Here is a 14,340-nt window from a genome sequence, read left to right on the forward strand (position 1 = left end):
ACCGACATGCCGTCGCTGACCACGACCGACGACATCGCCGTCCTCACCCTCGGGGACGACGAGAACCGTTTCAGTACCGCCTGGCTGGACGAGGTGGAGGCCGCACTCGACGCGGTCGTCGCCGCCGGGACGCCGCTGGTCACCGTCGGGGCGGGCAAGTTCTACTCGAACGGTCTCGACCTCGACTGGGCGATGGCCCACCCCGACCAGTTCGGCGACTACGTCAAGCGGGTCGAGCGGCTGCTGGCGCGGGTGCTCGCCCTCCCGGTGCCGACCGTGGCGGCGGTCAACGGCCACGCCTTCGGTGCCGGTGCGATGTTGGCCGTCGCCCACGACTGGCGGGTGATGCGCGCCGACCGGGGGTTCTTCTGCCTGCCGGAGGTCGACATCCAGATCCCGTTCTCCCCGGGCATGGCGGCCCTGCTGCAGGCCAAGCTCTCGCCCCGTGCGGCGGTCGACGCGATGACCACCGGGGCCCGGTTCGGTGGCGACGACGCGGCCGCGGCCGGCATCGTCGACGCCACGGCGCCGGAGGACGGCCTGCTGGCCGCGGCGACGGCCCGGGTGGCGCACCTGAAGGGCAAGAGCGTGGAGACCCTCGAGGCGATCAAGGCGACGATGTTCGCCGGTCCGATCGCGCTGCTCGAGGCGTAGGAACGACCCCCACGTAGGTTCGGTCCATGGTGCAGCGCTGGGTACGCCGGTCCCTGTGGGACGTCGTGCCGCGCGACCACCGGGAGAGCGACGTCGCGCTCCGCCGGCGCCAGGTGGTCACCGTCGTCGTGGTGCTCCTCGGCGCGGCGATGCTGGGCGTCTCGCTGCGGATCGAGCCGGGCAGCACCTGGTTCTACCCCGCGACCCTCGCGATGGCGGTGATCTGGACGGTCGGCGCGTTCGCCGCCGGGCCGCTGCACCTCGGACGGATCACGTCGTGGCGCAGCGAGGCGCTGGTGCGCCCGGTGGTCCCACCGGTGCTGATCGGCCTGACGCTGGCGGCCGTCTTCGTCGTCGGCGGGCTGGTGGTGCGGGAGATCCCCTGGCTGGACCGCCAGGTGCGCTCGGTCGTCGACTTCGCCGACCAGGGCTCGGTCCCGCTGCTGGTCGTCGTCACGCTGGTCAACGGGATCGCGGAGGAGCTGTTCTTCCGGGGCGCGGCCTACGCCGCGCTGCCGCGTCACCCGGTGGCGTGGACGTCGGTGGCCTACGTGCTCGCCACCTTGGCGACGGGCAACGTGATGCTGACCTTCGCCGCGGTCGTGCTGGGCGTCGTCGTGGGGCTCGAGCGGCGCGCGTCGGGCGGGATCCTCGCCCCGATCCTCACCCACTGCTCGTGGTCGCTCACGATGCTGTTCGCGCTGCCGCTGCTGTTCGGCTGAGGGATCAGACCGACTCGCCGGCCTGCAGCCGCTCGGAGACCGCTCGTCGTACGGCCTCGCGGTAGTCGAGCGGCTCGCCCGGCACGACGTCGCGGATCCGTTGGTCCGTGACGACCACCTCGGTGCTCATCGAGTCGATGAGGTTGCGTCCGGTGGTGACGTCGACGTCGGTCACCAACGCCAGCCAGTACGACGACAGCCGGGGCGTCAGGACCGGCACCCGCACCAGTGGCACCGGCCGGTCGTTGATCACCTCGGACGCGATCGTGAGCATGTCGGTGTAGGTCATCGCCTCGGGGCCGCCGATCTCGAACACCTGGCCCAGGGCGTCCTCGTTGCCGATCACGCCGACGAGGTAGCGGACCACGTCGTCGATCGCGATCGGCTGGGTCCGCGTCGAGGTCCAGCGGGGGACCACCATCGCGGGCAGGTTCTTCACCAGCTGGCGGGTCAGCTCCCACGAGATGCCGCCGTGGCCCACGACGATCGCGGCGCGGAGCACGGTCACCGGTACGCCGGCCTCGCCGAGCAGGCCCTCCACCTCGCGGCGGGAGCGGAGGTGGGCGGACAGGTCGTCGGACTCGTCGCCGAGCCCGCCGAGGTAGACGATCTGGCGCACGCCCGCACGGGCCGCGGCGGCACCGAAGGAGCGCGCCGCGGCCGCGTCGCGCTCCTCGAAGTCCTCGCGGTCGAGGGAGTGCACGAGGTAGACCGCCACGTCGACGCCGGCCAGCGCGTCGGCGAGGGACGCCTCGTCGCCCACGTCGCCGCCGTACGCGGTGCCCGGACCCTCGTAGGCCTCGGGCCGACGGGTGAGCGCGCGCACCTGCGTGCCGCGGTCGACCAGCGCGTCGGCGAGGCGGCTCCCGATGAAGCCGGTCGCTCCGGTCACGAGGACCGTGGGGTCATCCATCCCCCGAGCCTACGGGCGCACGGTGGGGACGCCGGGCGCGTCAGGCCGAACGGCGCAGCTCCATCGGTCGACCCTCGGGCGTCAGGTAGGCGCCGTCGTCGAACAGGATCACGCCGTTGCAGAGCCGGCACCAGCCCTGCTCGCTGTGGTCGGCGGTCACGTGGGCGGTGCAGCAGTCGGTGTCCCCAGCGGACGGGCACTCAGGTGAGTGGTCGCACATCGTCGTGCTCCCTTCGGTCGTCGGTGTCACTTCCGTGATACGCCTCATCGGCACGGAACGCACGCGCTTTCGCCGAACTGTGGAGATCGCGTGGCCAGATCGTTGCCGGGGTGGGGAAAACCCCACCCCCGGTCCGCAGTCCAGGCCCCTCGTGACCGGGCCGCGCGCTTCCTAGCGTCGGAGACGTCCCCCGAACGACTCCCCAGGAGCACCGATGAACCTCACCCGCACAGCCTCCAGCACCGCCCTCGCCGTCGAGGGCCTCACCCGCACGTACGGCGACGGCGACGCCACCATCACCGCCCTCGCCGGCATCGACCTCGCCTTCGCACGCGGCAGCTTCACCGCCGTGATGGGCCCCTCCGGCTCGGGGAAGTCGACCTTCCTCTCCTGCGCCGCCGGCCTCGACCGCCCCACGTCGGGGCGGGTCCTGATCGGCGGGGAGGACGTCACCGACTGGGACGAGGAGCGCCGGACCCGGCTGCGCAGGGAGCGGATCGGCTTCGTCTTCCAGGGCTTCCACCTGCTGCCGTACCTCTCCGCCGCCCAGAACGTCGCCCTCCCCGCCCGTCTCGCTGGCCGGAAGCCGGACCGGGCCCGGGTCCGCGGGCTCCTCGAGCGGGTCGGCCTCGGCGACCGCACCCACCACCTGCCCGGCAGCATGTCGGGCGGCCAGCAACAGCGGGTCGCGATCGCTCGAGCCCTGGCGACCGAGCCCGAGGTCGTGCTCGCCGACGAGCCGACCGGCGCCCTCGACTCCGCCACCGCGCGGGAGGTCCTCGGCCTGCTCCGCACCAGCGTGACGGAGCTGGGCCAGACGGTGGTGATGGTGACGCACGACCCGGTCGCGGCGTCGTACGCCGACGAGGTGGTCTTCCTCGTCGACGGCCGGGTCGCCGGCCGGATGAGCCACCCCACCGCCGACGCGGTGGCCGGCCAGATGGCCCACCTCGACGACCTGGTGGTGGCCCGATGAGCACGACGACCTCCCTGGCCTGGCGCAGCCTGCGCCACCGGCCGCTGGCGGCCACCGCGACCGCGCTGGCCGTGCTCCTCGGCACGACCCTGATCGGGTCCTTCGCGACGCTCACCGAGTCGTCCTTCGCGGCGAGCGGGACCGACGCCGACACCCTCGTCGTCCTCGGCGCGGTCGTCGGCGGCTGGGGCACGCTGATCGTGCTCTTCTCCGTCGCCTCGACGGTCGGCATCACCACGACGCATCGGGCGAGCGAGATCGGCCTGCTGCGCACCATCGGCGCCACGCCGCGCCAGGTCCGCCGACTGGTGGTCCGCGAGACCGCCGTCGTGGCCGGCCTCGCGGCGGTGCTCGGTGCCCTGGTGGCCAGCGTCTCGGGCCACGCCCTGTTCGCGCTCATCCGCTCCGGCGGGCTGGTCACCGACCACACCCGGTACGACGCCGGACCGGCCTCCGTGGGCGCCGCCGCCCTGCTGGTGCTGCTCGCCTCCGGGGTCGCCACGTCGCTGGCCGCGCGCCGCGCGACCCGCGGCCCGGCCGGCGTGCTGGTCCGTGAGGCGTCCGCCGAGCAGGGCCGGATGCGCTGGTGGCGGGTCGCCGCGGCCGTGGTGCTCATCGGCTACGGCATCGCGATGGCGGTGATCACGGTCGCGGTGACCGCGCACGACGACGACCCCTACGCCGCGATGTCGACCAGTGGCTCGAGCTCGATCCTCGTCGGTGTCGGGCTGGCCGTGCTGGCGCCCGTGCTGCTGCGCTGGCTGGCGACCCCGGCCGGGCTGCTGGTCGGCCGGGCGGGCGCGAGCGGCCACCTGGCGTCGTACAACACCGCCCGGAGGGCGCACCTGCTCGCCGGCGTCCTGGCGCCGGTCGTCGTGCTCACCTCGGCCGCGGTCGGGACTCTGCTCCTGGTGGACATCGACACCCGCACCCTGCCGGCCGGCACGCCCGACAGCGACACCATCAACCTGCTCAACAACGTCGTCGTCGGGATGCTCTCGCTGTTCGCCGCGATCATGGTCGTCAACGCGTTCGTGGCCACCGTCGCGCACCGGCGCGAGGAGCTGCACCGTCTCCACCTGCTCGGCGCCACCCCGCGCCAGGTCGAGCGGTCCGTGGTCGCCGAGGCCGGCATCGTGGCCGCGATCGGTGTGCTGCTGGGCACGATGGCAGCGCTCACGACGGTGGTGCCCTTCGCGATCGCGCGGCACGAGGGCGCCGTACCGGACGGTGGCCTGTGGATGGTCCCGACGGTCGTCGCCGCGGTGGTGGCGCTCACCCTCGCCGCCGCGCGCACCTCCGTGCGGACCCAGCGTCGTGCCCAGGCGGTCGGACGATGACAGACTTCACGACGATGCAGATCCTCGCGCCGGTCCGACTCGGGAAGCCGCTCGACGTCACCGTCGACGGCGTCCTCGACCGGCTGCGCCTGACGCTGGTCTCCGCCGGGTACGCCGCCTCGTTCGTCCCGAGCCTCGTGCTCGCGATCGGGAGCGTGCTCTGCCTCGCCCTCGGGCCGGCCCTCGGCCTCGGCATCCTGCTGGCCCAGCTCGTGGTCCCCGCGACGGCGGGGCTGACGGCGGCGCACCGCGAGGTCAGCGGCCGGCTGCTCGGCACGGAGATCCGGGCGGGCTACGCCGGCTCGGCCCGCGGCCTGCGGTGGATGCGCGACCCGGCCCGGTGGCGCAACGTCGGCTTCCTGTGGTTCTCCGCGTCGGGCGGGTTCGCGATGTCGCTGCTCCCGGTCGCGCTGCTGACGATGCCGCTGACCTGGCTGGTCCTCGCGGTCACGGCGTCGGGCTGGATCTGGCTGGTCCTGCTGGTGCTCAGCGGCCCCGCGCTGGTCGCGTGGTGGTTCGTCACCCCGCCGCTGGTGCGGGCCCGCGCCTTGGCCGAGCGGGCCATGCTCGGTGGCTCGCGGGTCGCCCGGCTCGAGGAGCGGGTCGAGCGGGTGGAGGTGTCGCGGGCCGAGACCCTCGACCACTCGGCCGCCGAGGTCCGCCGCATCGAGCGCGACCTGCACGACGGCGCCCAGGCCCGGATCGCCTCGGTCGGCATGAGCGTGGGCCTCGCCGAGAAGCTCGTCCACACCGACCCCGAGGCCGCCGCGGCACTGCTGCGCGAGGCCCGCGAGACCACGATGGACGCCCTCGACGACCTGCGCAGCGTGGTGCGGGGGATCCACCCGCCCGTGCTCGCCGACAAGGGCCTGTCCGGCGCGATCGAGGCGCTGGCGTTGGCGCTGCCGGTCCCCACCTCGGTGGCGGTCGACGCCGGGCGGCTGCCGGCGCCGGTCGAGTCGGCGGCCTACTTCGCCGTCGCCGAGTGCCTCGCCAACACGGTCAAGCACGCCGCCGCGACCCGCGCCTGGGTCACCGGCCGGTACGACGGCGAACGCCTCCGCATCACCGTCGGCGACGACGGCCGCGGCGGTGCCGACGCCCACGGGTCCGGCCTGTCCGGGGTGGCCCGGCGCCTCGACGCCTTCGACGGCGACCTCCGGGTGCTCAGCCCGGCGGGCGGTCCGACCCTCGTGGAGCTGGAGGTCCCGTGCCGAACCCCCTGACGACGCAGCCCCTGCGGGCCGTCCTCGCCGAGGACCAGGCGCTGCTCCGCGTCGGCCTGACCCGGATCCTCGAGGCCGGGGGGATCGAGGTGGTCGAGGCGGTCGACAACGCGCCCTCGCTCGCCCGGGCGCTGGCCCGCGACGACATCGACATCGCGGTGGTCGACGTACGGCTCCCCCCGACGCACACCACCGAGGGCCTCGAGGCGGCGACGGCCGTGCGTGCGGCCCGCCCGGCGTTCCCGGTGCTGGTGCTCAGCCAGTGGGTCGAGCCGTTGTACGCCCGGCAGCTGCTCGCCGGGGGAGAGGGCTCGATCGGGTACCTCCTCAAGGACCGGGTCGCCGACGTCGACGCCTTCCTCGCCGCGGTCCAGCAGGTCGCCGGAGGCGGCACCGTCCTCGACCCGGAGGTGGTCGCCGCGCTCGTCTCGGCACGCAGCCGACCGCTCGACCGGCTGACCGAGCGCGAGCGCGAGGTGCTCACCCTGATGGCCGAAGGTCGCTCCAACGCGGCCATCGCGGCGCGGATGGTGGTCACCGAGAAGGCCGTCGGCAAGCACACCAACAACATCTTCACCAAGCTCGACCTGCCCCAGGCCTCCGACGACAACCGGCGGGTCCTGGCGGTGCTGGCCTGGTTGGACGGGCAGTGACGGCTTGTAACTCGGTGTTCGGGTGGTCTGCCACGGTCTGGTGACTGGTCAGGAGACCGTGCCAGATGCCGTTCGACCCCGGTGGACGCACGAACACCGAGTTACAAGCCGCCAGCCGCCGGGCGCGACCCGCGGACGCGGTCGAGCACCGCGGCGTCCTAGTGTGGGCCCGTGACCGAACTGACCGTCATCGTCCTCGCCGCCGGCGGGGGCACCCGGATGAAGTCCAAGACCCCCAAGGTGCTCCACCGCATCGGCGGGCGCAGCATGATCGGCCACGTGCTGACCGCGGTCGGCACCCTCGAGCCGGCCCGCGTCGTCACCGTGGTCGGCCACCAGCGGGAGCTGGTCGGTCCGCACGTCAGCGAGCTCCGTCCCGACGCCGTGCTTGCCGTGCAGGAGGAGCAGCTCGGCACCGGCCACGCCGTGCGCATCGCACTGGAGGCGCTCGACGTACCTCCTCGGGAGGGCACGGTCCTCATCGCGTACGGCGACACGCCGCTCCTCGCGGGCGAGACGCTCCAGGCGTTCGCGGCCTCCCACCGGGCGGCCGGCGCCGCGGTCAGCATCCTCAGCGGCATCGTCGCGAACCCGCACGGCTACGGCCGGATCGTCCGTGACGAGGCGGGCGTCGTGCAGGCGATCGTCGAGGAGAAGGACGCCTCCGAGGAGGAGCGCGCGATCCGCGAGATCAACTCCGGGATCCTCGCCTTCGACGCCGCCTTCCTCCTCGAGGCCATCGGCCGGATCGGCAACGACAACGCCAAGGGCGAGTACTACCTCACCGACGCGATCGGCCTGGCCCGCGCCGACGACCTGACCGTCGCCGCCCACGCCGTCGACGACGCGCTGCAGACCGAGGGCGCCAACGACCGGGTCCAGCTCGCCGAGCTCGGCCGCGAGCTCAACCGCCGCATCGTCACCCGCTGGATGCAGGCCGGGGTCACCGTGATGGACCCCGCCACCACGTGGATCGACGCCGACGTCGTGCTCGCGCAGGACGTCACGATCCTGCCCGGCACCCAGCTGCTCGGCGCGACCGTCGTCGCCGAGGACGCGGTGATCGGCCCCGACACCACGCTGGAGGACTGCGAGATCGGCGCCGGCGCGCGGGTGGTGCGCACCCACGGCCAGCTCGCCGTCATCGGCGCCTCCGCGACGGTCGGCCCGTTCGCCTACCTCCGCCCCGGCACCGAGCTCGGCGCGAAGGGCAAGATCGGCACCTTCGTCGAGACCAAGAACGCCAAGATCGCCGACGGCGCCAAGGTCCCGCACCTGTCGTACGTCGGCGACGCCGAGATCGGCGAGGGCACCAACATCGGCGCCGGCACGATCTTCGCCAACTACGACGGCGTCAACAAGCACCGCACGGTCGTCGGCAAGCACGCCCGGACCGGCTCCAACAACACCTTCGTCGCCCCGGTGACGATCGGCGACGGCGCCTCCACGGGCGGCGGCACGGTCGTCCGGAGGGACGTCCCGGCCGGCGCGCTGGCCGTCAGCGGCGGTCCCCAGCGCAACCTGGCAGGGTGGGTCGCGTCACGTCGCGCCGGCACTGCGCAGGCGGAGGCCGCGGGCGCCGTACCGGGTGAACAGTCCGAAAACGGTCAGGGACTTGGGGGCGACCCCGGCGAGCAGGCAGAATCCTAGGCAGCACCTTCGGCGACCAGGGGAGTCACGCGCGTGAGCGGTCTGAAGAAGACGACTGAGAAGAACCTGATGGTCTTCTCCGGCCGGGCACACCCCGAGCTGGCGACCGAGGTCGCGGAGATCCTCGACCAGCAGCTGGTCCCGACCGACGCGCGGGAGTTCGCCAACGGCGAGATCTACATCCGCTACGAGGAGTCGGTCCGCGGCTGCGACGCCTTCGTCATCCAGAGCCACACCACTCCGATCAACGAGTGGATCATGGAGCACCTGATCATGGTCGACGCGCTCAAGCGCGCCTCGGCCAAGCGGATCACGGTCGTCATGCCGTTCTGGGGCTACAGCCGTCAGGACAAGAAGCACCGCGGCCGCGAGCCCATCTCGGCGCGCCTGATGGCCGACCTGTTCAAGACGGCCGGCGCCGACCGGATCATCACGGTCGACCTGCACGCCGACCAGCTCCAGGGCTTCTTCGACGGCCCGGTCGACCACCTGATGGCGCTGCCGCTCCTGACCGACTACATCAAGCAGAAGTACGGCGACCAGGAGCTCGCCGTCGTCTCGCCGGACGCCGGCCGCATCAAGGTCGCCGAGCGCTGGGCCGCGCGCCTGGGCGGCGCGCCGCTGGCGTTCATCCACAAGACCCGTCGTACCGACGTCGCCAACGAGGTCGTCGCCAACCGCGTCGTCGGTGACGTGAAGGGCAAGATCTGCGTCCTCACCGACGACATGATCGACACCGGCGGCACGATCGTGAAGGCCGCTGACGCGCTGATGGCCGAGGGCGCCGCCGGGGTGATCATCGCCGCGACCCACGCGATCCTCTCCGACCCCGCCGTCGACCGCCTGAAGAACAGCGTCGCCACCGAGGTCGTCATCACCAACACGCTCCCCGTCCCGCCGGAGAAGCAGTTCGACAAGCTCACCACGCTGTCGATCGCTCCGCTGGTCGCCCGGGCGATCCGCGAGGTCTTCGAGGACGGCTCCGTCACCTCGATGTTCGACGGCCACGCGTAGCGGAATCGCCGTTCCGTTTTGTTGCGGTTTGGGACCAATCCGCAACATTTCGGGTCCGCGAGCTGCGGTTCCTGCCCAATCGGCGGGGGTCTGGTCGCGCCTCAGGCCCCATCGAGGGAACGTACGAACGCGCCGAACCCTGGCAGCGTGAACCGCACCAGGCCGTGACCCACGGGTTCGATCACGCCTTTCTCGATGAGGCGCTCCCGGGGCGCGCTGATCGACCGTGAGTCGCGGCCCATGCCGGCCGCGATCGCCGCGCGGGTCACGTTGTCGGTGCCGGCCGCGGCCATCGCGGCGAGGAACGACTGCTCGGTCGGGGTCGCGGCACCCCATCGGGCGCGGTGCATCGCGGTGAGCTGCTCCCGCGCGGCCGGCAGGCCTCGCCGTACGTCGGGCAGACCGAGCCGGTCGCCGGCAGCCGGCCGGGCGGCGTCCCAGGTGCTGCTGCCGATCAGCTGCAGCAGGTAGGGGTAGCCCCGCGCCTCGGTGACGATGGCGGTCAGTGCGCCGTCGGTCCACGACACCCCGGCAGCCTCGGCCGGCGCGGTGAGCACCGCCCGGGCGTCGGCCTCGTTGAGGACGTCGAGTGGGACGAAGGTGCTGCGCTCTCCGAAGGTGGCGGCCCGGGTCAGCGCCTCGGGCGTGACGGGCAGGCCGGCGGCGACGGCGGCGAGCGGGTTCTCCGTGCGCTCGCCGTCGAGGTTCTGCAGGGTGTTCAGCAGCACCGACATCTCGTCGGCCGAGGCGGTGTGCAGCTCGTCGAGCAGGAGCAGCAGCCCGGCCCCGCCGCGCTCGCGCACCGCCGTGGCCGCGTCGTGGAGCAGTCCCTCGAGCACCCCGATGGCGGCGTACGGCGGTGCCGTGGTCTCCCGGCGGGACAGCTCGGCCTGCACCTTCGCCCCGGGCAGCCCGACCTCGACCGTGAGCCGCTCGAGCTGGCCGCGCCAGCGGTGGCCCGCGGCGCCGGCGGGGACCGCGTCGGCCTGCTCGAGCGCGCGGCCCACCTTGTGGGCGATCTCCGCGAGCACCGGCTGCTGGCGTGAGCAGGCGACCCACGCGGTGACGAAGCCGGACTCGATCGCCCGCCGTTGGCCGGCCCGGAGCAGCGAGGTCTTGCCGATGCCGCGGGGCGCGTGGAAGACGAGGAGTGGTCCCCCGAGCTCACCGAACGACTGGACCCGGGCGAGCCGGTCCTCGATCCGCCGCATCTCGGCGGTGCGACCGGCCAGGATCCGCGGCACCTGGCCGGGGGTGTACGGGTTGTCCGGCACGACGGCCTCCACGTGATACGTCTTGATACTTCGCCCAAGTATAAGGAAGTATCCGACGGAATCGGCGTGGCTCAGCCCCGGGTCGGCACCGCCGCGAGCCCCTCGCCCTCGACCAGCGCGCGGTCCGGCTCGCGTCCCGACGCCAGCATCAACAGCTCCTGCACCGGCCCGCGCACCTCGGGCCCCGTGCCGCGCGACCAGTCGACGTCGGTCGCGACCAGCCGGATGCTCCGCACCAGCCTGCCCGTCCCCATCAGGGGAGCGAGGCGTCGTACCCGGTCGGCGGCGACGGCGGCGGCCTCGGGCGCCATGGCGCGGGTGCGGCCGAGCGGCCGGACGATGTCCTGGTGGTGGAGGAGGGCGTCGATCAGCGGCTCGACCGACGTGGTCGTGGGCACGTGGCGGGTGCTGGCGGCGTACCTCTCGAAGTCGCCGAGGATGCTCTCGCGGGTCTCCCGTGCGCCGAGCCGCTTCACCTCGCGGAAGATCATCGTGTTGTAGCCGCGGCCGAGGTTGCGCGCGGTCAGCCCGGCCATCTGGCCCCACCCGATCTGCGGGTTCGAGATCACGTGGGCCGCGACGTCGTGGACCGTCCAGCCGGGGCAGAGCGAGTCGTGGGCCCAGTCGGCGGCGTCGAGCTCGGCGAGGGTGGCGGCGAGGGCGGCACGCTCGGCGTGGATGTGGGCCCAGATCGCAGCCTTGTCCATGACTCCTCCAGATGGTCAGCTGTCCTGACTGATATGGTCAGTCGTCCTGACCAGTTCGTCAACCCCGAGGAGGCACGGTGGCCGGACCGCACCCGGGGCTGCTGATGTTCATCGGCGCCCGGTACGTCGAGCAGCGGGTCAGTGACGCCGTCCTCGCCGCCGGCTACGACGACCTGACCCCCGCGATGGGCCGTGCGGCCGCCCGGCTGAGCGACGACGGGATCCGCGTCACCGAGCTGGCCGAGCAGGCGCGGATCACCAAGCAGAGCGCCAGTGTGCTGGTCGACCAGCTCGAGCGGGCCGGGTACGTCGAGCGCGTCCCCGACCCGTCCGACGCCCGCGCGCGGCTGGTGGTGATCGCTCCGCGGGGCAGGGCCGTGCAGCAGGTCGCGCGACGTACCGAACGCGCGATCGAGCGGGAGTGGGCCGCGCACCTGGGGCCCGAGCGGATGGCCGCACTCCAGGACGCCCTGCTCGCGCTGCGCGAGATCACCGATCCCTTCGCGTGACGCTCGGCGACGATTTCCTCGAGCGACGGCTCCGCGAGTAGTCTCTTCAGGTTGCCTCGGCGAGGGAGCTCCCGCTTCTGTGACTCCGTGATCGACTGGGCCGGCACGTCTTCTGACCGCCGCGCGCCCTGCCGATCATCGGGCCAGGGAAGCGCGGCGCTCCTGTCTCCGGGGCCGCGTACCCGACACAGACGAGCCAGGAGTTTCCCCATGAGCACCGAGAAGATCACCGCCGAGCTGCGCACCGAGTTCGGCAAGGGCGCCGCCCGCCGTACCCGCCGCGAGGGCAAGATCCCCGCCGTCATCTACGGCCACGGCAACGACCCGATCCACGTCTCCCTCCCGGGCCACGACACCATGATGGCGATCAAGCACGGTGGCGCGAACGCGCTCCTCGAGCTCGACATCGACGGCACCTCGCAGCTCGCGCTGACCAAGGCCGTCCAGGTCGACGCCGTGCGCCGCGTCCTCGAGCACGTCGACTTCGTCGCCGTCGTCCGTGGCGAGAAGGTCACCGTCGACGTCCCCGTCGTCATCGTGGGCGAGGCCGCCAACGGCACCCTGGTCGTCACCGAGAACACCACGGTCCAGGTCGAGGCCGAGGCCACCCACATCCCCGAGCAGTTCGAGGTCAACCTCGACGGCGCCGAGGCCGGCACCCAGTTCCTCGCCGGCCAGCTGGAGCTGCCGTCGGGCACGACCCTGCTGACCGACCCCGAGACCCTGGTCGTCAACGTCACCGAGCAGCAGGCCGAGGAGCCCGCCGCTGAGTCCGCCGAGGGCGACGCCGAGGCTCCGGCCGCTGACGCCGGCGAGGCCGCCGAGGGTGGCGACAGCGAGTGACCCTCAGCCGGCTCAGGTGGTTCCTGGGCCGACTGATCTCCCCGGCGCGGTCCTCCGCGCCGGGGAGTTCCGCGTCTCCCGCGGAATCTGATGGATCTGCCGAATCCGCCGAACCCGACGACTGGAGCGACGACGTGACCGACACCGACGTCTGGCTCGTGGTCGGCCTCGGCAACCCCGGGCCGTCGTACGCCGGGCACCGCCACAACATCGGCTACCTGGTGGTCGACGAGCTCGCGTCCCGCATGGGCAGCGGGTTCCGGGCCCACAAGACCGGCCGCGCCGACGTGGTGGAGGGCCGCCTCGGCGCCCCCGGGGTGGGCAGCGCGCGGGTCGTGCTGGCGAAGTCGCGTTCCTACATGAACGAGTCCGGCGGCCCCGTGAAGGCCCTGGCGACCTTCTACAAGGTCCCCGCCGAGCGGGTCATCGCGATCCACGACGAGCTCGACATCGACTTCGGCACCCTGCGCATCAAGAAGGGTGGCGGCGACAACGGCCACAACGGCCTGAAGTCGATGCGCTCCTCCCTCGGCACCGGCGACTTCTTCCGCGTCCGCGCGGGCATCGGCCGCCCCCCGGGCCGCCAGGACGTCGCCGACTTCGTGCTGTCGAACTACGGGACGACGGAGCGCAAGGAGCTGCCCTTCCAGATCGACTCCGCCGCCGACGCGGTCGAGTCGCTCATCGCCGACGGCCTCGAGAAGACCCAGCAGCGCTTCAACTCCTGATGGCGCGAGCCCGTCGCTCGTTCCTCGCGCCGCGCCGGCCGACTCCGCCGACCCGACCGTCCTGTGTCACCCGAGGGAGACCTGCGTCGGCGGACGCGGCGCATCGCTAGTCTGAGCCGGTGACTTTCGAGCCCGGTACCCCCGCTCCCGACGTCGTCGCCGACGACCACCTGTTCGCCGCCTGGCTGGCCGAGGCCGCCGGACGCCGGCTGCTGGAGGTCCGCGCCGAGGGCCTCGAGGGCAAGGAGCTCAAGGACGCCGGCGACCGCGCGGCCCACGTGCTGCTGACCGAGCTGCTGGCGACGTACCGCCCCGACGACGCGGTGCTCTCCGAGGAGGCCCTCGAGAACGCCGCCGACAAGGACGCCCGGCTCAGCGCGGCCAAGGTCTGGATCGTCGACCCGCTCGACGGCACGCGCGAGTTCTCCGAGCCGCCGCGCGACGACTGGGCGGTCCACGTGGCGCTGTGGCAGGACGGCGACCTGGTCGCCGGCGCCGTGGCCCAGCCGGAGCTGGGGGAGACGTTCAACACCGGCCGGCCGCCGGTCGTGCCGGCGCGGACGTCGGAGCGCCCGCGGATCGCCGTCTCGCGCACCCGCCCGCCGGCCTTCGTCGAGGCGCTGGCCAAGGAGCTCGACGCCGAGCTGGTGCCGATGGGCTCGGCCGGCGTGAAGATGATGTCGGTCGTGCGTGACGTGGCGGACGCCTACGTCCACGCGGGCGGCCAGTACGAGTGGGACTCGGCCGCTCCGGTGGCCGTCGCACGCGCCGCGGGCCTGTTCACCTCCCGGGTCGACGGCAGCGCGCTGGTCTACAACCAGGCCGACGTCTACCTGCCCGACGTGATCGTGTGCCGTCCCGAGCTCTCCGAGCAGATCCTCGCGTTCATCGCCGCGAACGGCACCGACTGA

At 72.9% G+C, this 14,340-nt stretch carries 16 protein-coding genes; 12 read left to right on the top strand and 4 right to left on the bottom strand.

The genetic code is table 11. The features are described from left to right. Window positions 1-6: 6 nt before the first annotated feature. Entirely contained in the window at window positions 7-654 is a 648-nt protein-coding gene (locus ASE20_RS21980) for an enoyl-CoA hydratase-related protein (RefSeq protein WP_056896721.1), read from the top strand. Window positions 655-680: 26 nt separating this feature from the next. After that, on the top strand, window positions 681-1,376 hold the full coding sequence (locus ASE20_RS21985) for a type II CAAX prenyl endopeptidase Rce1 family protein (protein ID WP_056896722.1): 696 nt from the start codon (window positions 681-683) through the stop codon (window positions 1,374-1,376). A 4-nt stretch (window positions 1,377-1,380) separates the two neighbouring features. Here the strand turns inward: ASE20_RS21985 and ASE20_RS21990 are convergent, their stop codons facing one another. Together ASE20_RS21990 and ASE20_RS21995 are read right to left on the bottom strand one after the other, a co-directional pair. Beyond that, window positions 1,381-2,289: an NAD(P)H-binding protein gene (locus tag ASE20_RS21990; RefSeq protein ID WP_056896723.1), complete on the bottom strand. Its 909-nt coding sequence runs from the start codon at window positions 2,287-2,289 to the stop codon at window positions 1,381-1,383. A gap of 40 nt (window positions 2,290-2,329) precedes the next feature. Continuing rightward, window positions 2,330-2,557 carry a DUF5999 family protein gene (locus ASE20_RS21995; RefSeq protein WP_321163739.1) on the bottom strand — a complete coding sequence of 76 codons (228 nt, stop codon included), beginning with the start codon at window positions 2,555-2,557 and terminating at the stop codon, window positions 2,330-2,332. A gap of 166 nt (window positions 2,558-2,723) precedes the next feature. Between ASE20_RS21995 and ASE20_RS22000 the strand changes: the two genes are divergently transcribed. The 6 genes from ASE20_RS22000 (at window position 2,724) to ASE20_RS22025 (ending at window position 9,368) form a co-directional block, all read left to right on the top strand. After that, on the top strand, window positions 2,724-3,485 hold the full coding sequence (locus ASE20_RS22000; protein ID WP_056896725.1) for an ABC transporter ATP-binding protein: 762 nt from the start codon (window positions 2,724-2,726) through the stop codon (window positions 3,483-3,485). Next, the gene (locus ASE20_RS22005; protein WP_056896726.1) at window positions 3,482-4,825 is read left to right on the top strand and encodes an FtsX family ABC transporter permease; all 1,344 of its coding nucleotides are present in this window, start codon (window positions 3,482-3,484) and stop codon (window positions 4,823-4,825) included. The genes ASE20_RS22000 and ASE20_RS22005 overlap by 4 nt, the downstream gene beginning before the upstream one ends. Next, window positions 4,822-6,051 carry a sensor histidine kinase gene (locus ASE20_RS22010; protein WP_056896727.1) on the top strand — a complete coding sequence of 410 codons (1,230 nt, stop codon included), beginning with the start codon at window positions 4,822-4,824 and terminating at the stop codon, window positions 6,049-6,051. The genes ASE20_RS22005 and ASE20_RS22010 overlap by 4 nt, the downstream gene beginning before the upstream one ends. A gap of 11 nt (window positions 6,052-6,062) precedes the next feature. Next, window positions 6,063-6,704: a LuxR C-terminal-related transcriptional regulator gene (locus tag ASE20_RS22015; RefSeq protein ID WP_082612820.1), complete on the top strand. Its 642-nt coding sequence runs from the start codon at window positions 6,063-6,065 to the stop codon at window positions 6,702-6,704. Window positions 6,705-6,875: 171 nt separating this feature from the next. Beyond that, entirely contained in the window at window positions 6,876-8,354 is a 1,479-nt protein-coding gene (gene glmU, locus ASE20_RS22020) for a bifunctional UDP-N-acetylglucosamine diphosphorylase/glucosamine-1-phosphate N-acetyltransferase GlmU (RefSeq protein WP_056896729.1), read from the top strand. A gap of 33 nt (window positions 8,355-8,387) precedes the next feature. After that, window positions 8,388-9,368 (top strand): ribose-phosphate diphosphokinase, encoded by a 981-nt coding sequence (locus tag ASE20_RS22025; protein WP_056896730.1) that lies wholly within the window; start codon window positions 8,388-8,390, stop codon window positions 9,366-9,368. 101 nt (window positions 9,369-9,469) lie between these two features. On the opposite strand, the gene ASE20_RS22030 is transcribed toward ASE20_RS22025, so the two are convergent. After that, window positions 9,470-10,642, bottom strand: a complete 1,173-nt coding sequence (locus ASE20_RS22030; protein WP_157538320.1) for an ATP-binding protein — start codon at window positions 10,640-10,642, stop codon at window positions 9,470-9,472. Window positions 10,643-10,713: 71 nt separating this feature from the next. Further along, window positions 10,714-11,349, bottom strand: coding sequence for a maleylpyruvate isomerase family mycothiol-dependent enzyme (locus tag ASE20_RS22035; RefSeq protein ID WP_056896732.1), 636 nt, complete (start codon window positions 11,347-11,349; stop codon window positions 10,714-10,716). Window positions 11,350-11,426: 77 nt separating this feature from the next. On the opposite strand from ASE20_RS22035, the gene ASE20_RS22040 reads away from it, so the two are divergent. The 4 genes from ASE20_RS22040 (at window position 11,427) to ASE20_RS22055 (ending at window position 14,340) form a co-directional block, all read left to right on the top strand. After that, window positions 11,427-11,858: a MarR family winged helix-turn-helix transcriptional regulator gene (locus ASE20_RS22040; RefSeq protein WP_225868948.1), complete on the top strand. Its 432-nt coding sequence runs from the start codon at window positions 11,427-11,429 to the stop codon at window positions 11,856-11,858. 210 nt (window positions 11,859-12,068) lie between these two features. Beyond that, complete coding sequence (locus ASE20_RS22045; protein ID WP_056896733.1) at window positions 12,069-12,701, top strand: 50S ribosomal protein L25/general stress protein Ctc; 633 nt, start codon at window positions 12,069-12,071, stop codon at window positions 12,699-12,701. A 134-nt stretch (window positions 12,702-12,835) separates the two neighbouring features. Continuing rightward, window positions 12,836-13,429, top strand: coding sequence for an aminoacyl-tRNA hydrolase (pth, locus tag ASE20_RS22050; protein WP_056896734.1), 594 nt, complete (start codon window positions 12,836-12,838; stop codon window positions 13,427-13,429). 119 nt (window positions 13,430-13,548) lie between these two features. Further along, window positions 13,549-14,340 carry a 3'(2'),5'-bisphosphate nucleotidase CysQ gene (locus tag ASE20_RS22055; RefSeq protein WP_056896735.1) on the top strand — a complete coding sequence of 264 codons (792 nt, stop codon included), beginning with the start codon at window positions 13,549-13,551 and terminating at the stop codon, window positions 14,338-14,340.

The sequence above is a fragment of the Nocardioides sp. Root240 genome (assembly GCF_001428825.1).
GTDB lineage: Bacteria > Actinomycetota > Actinomycetes > Propionibacteriales > Nocardioidaceae > Nocardioides.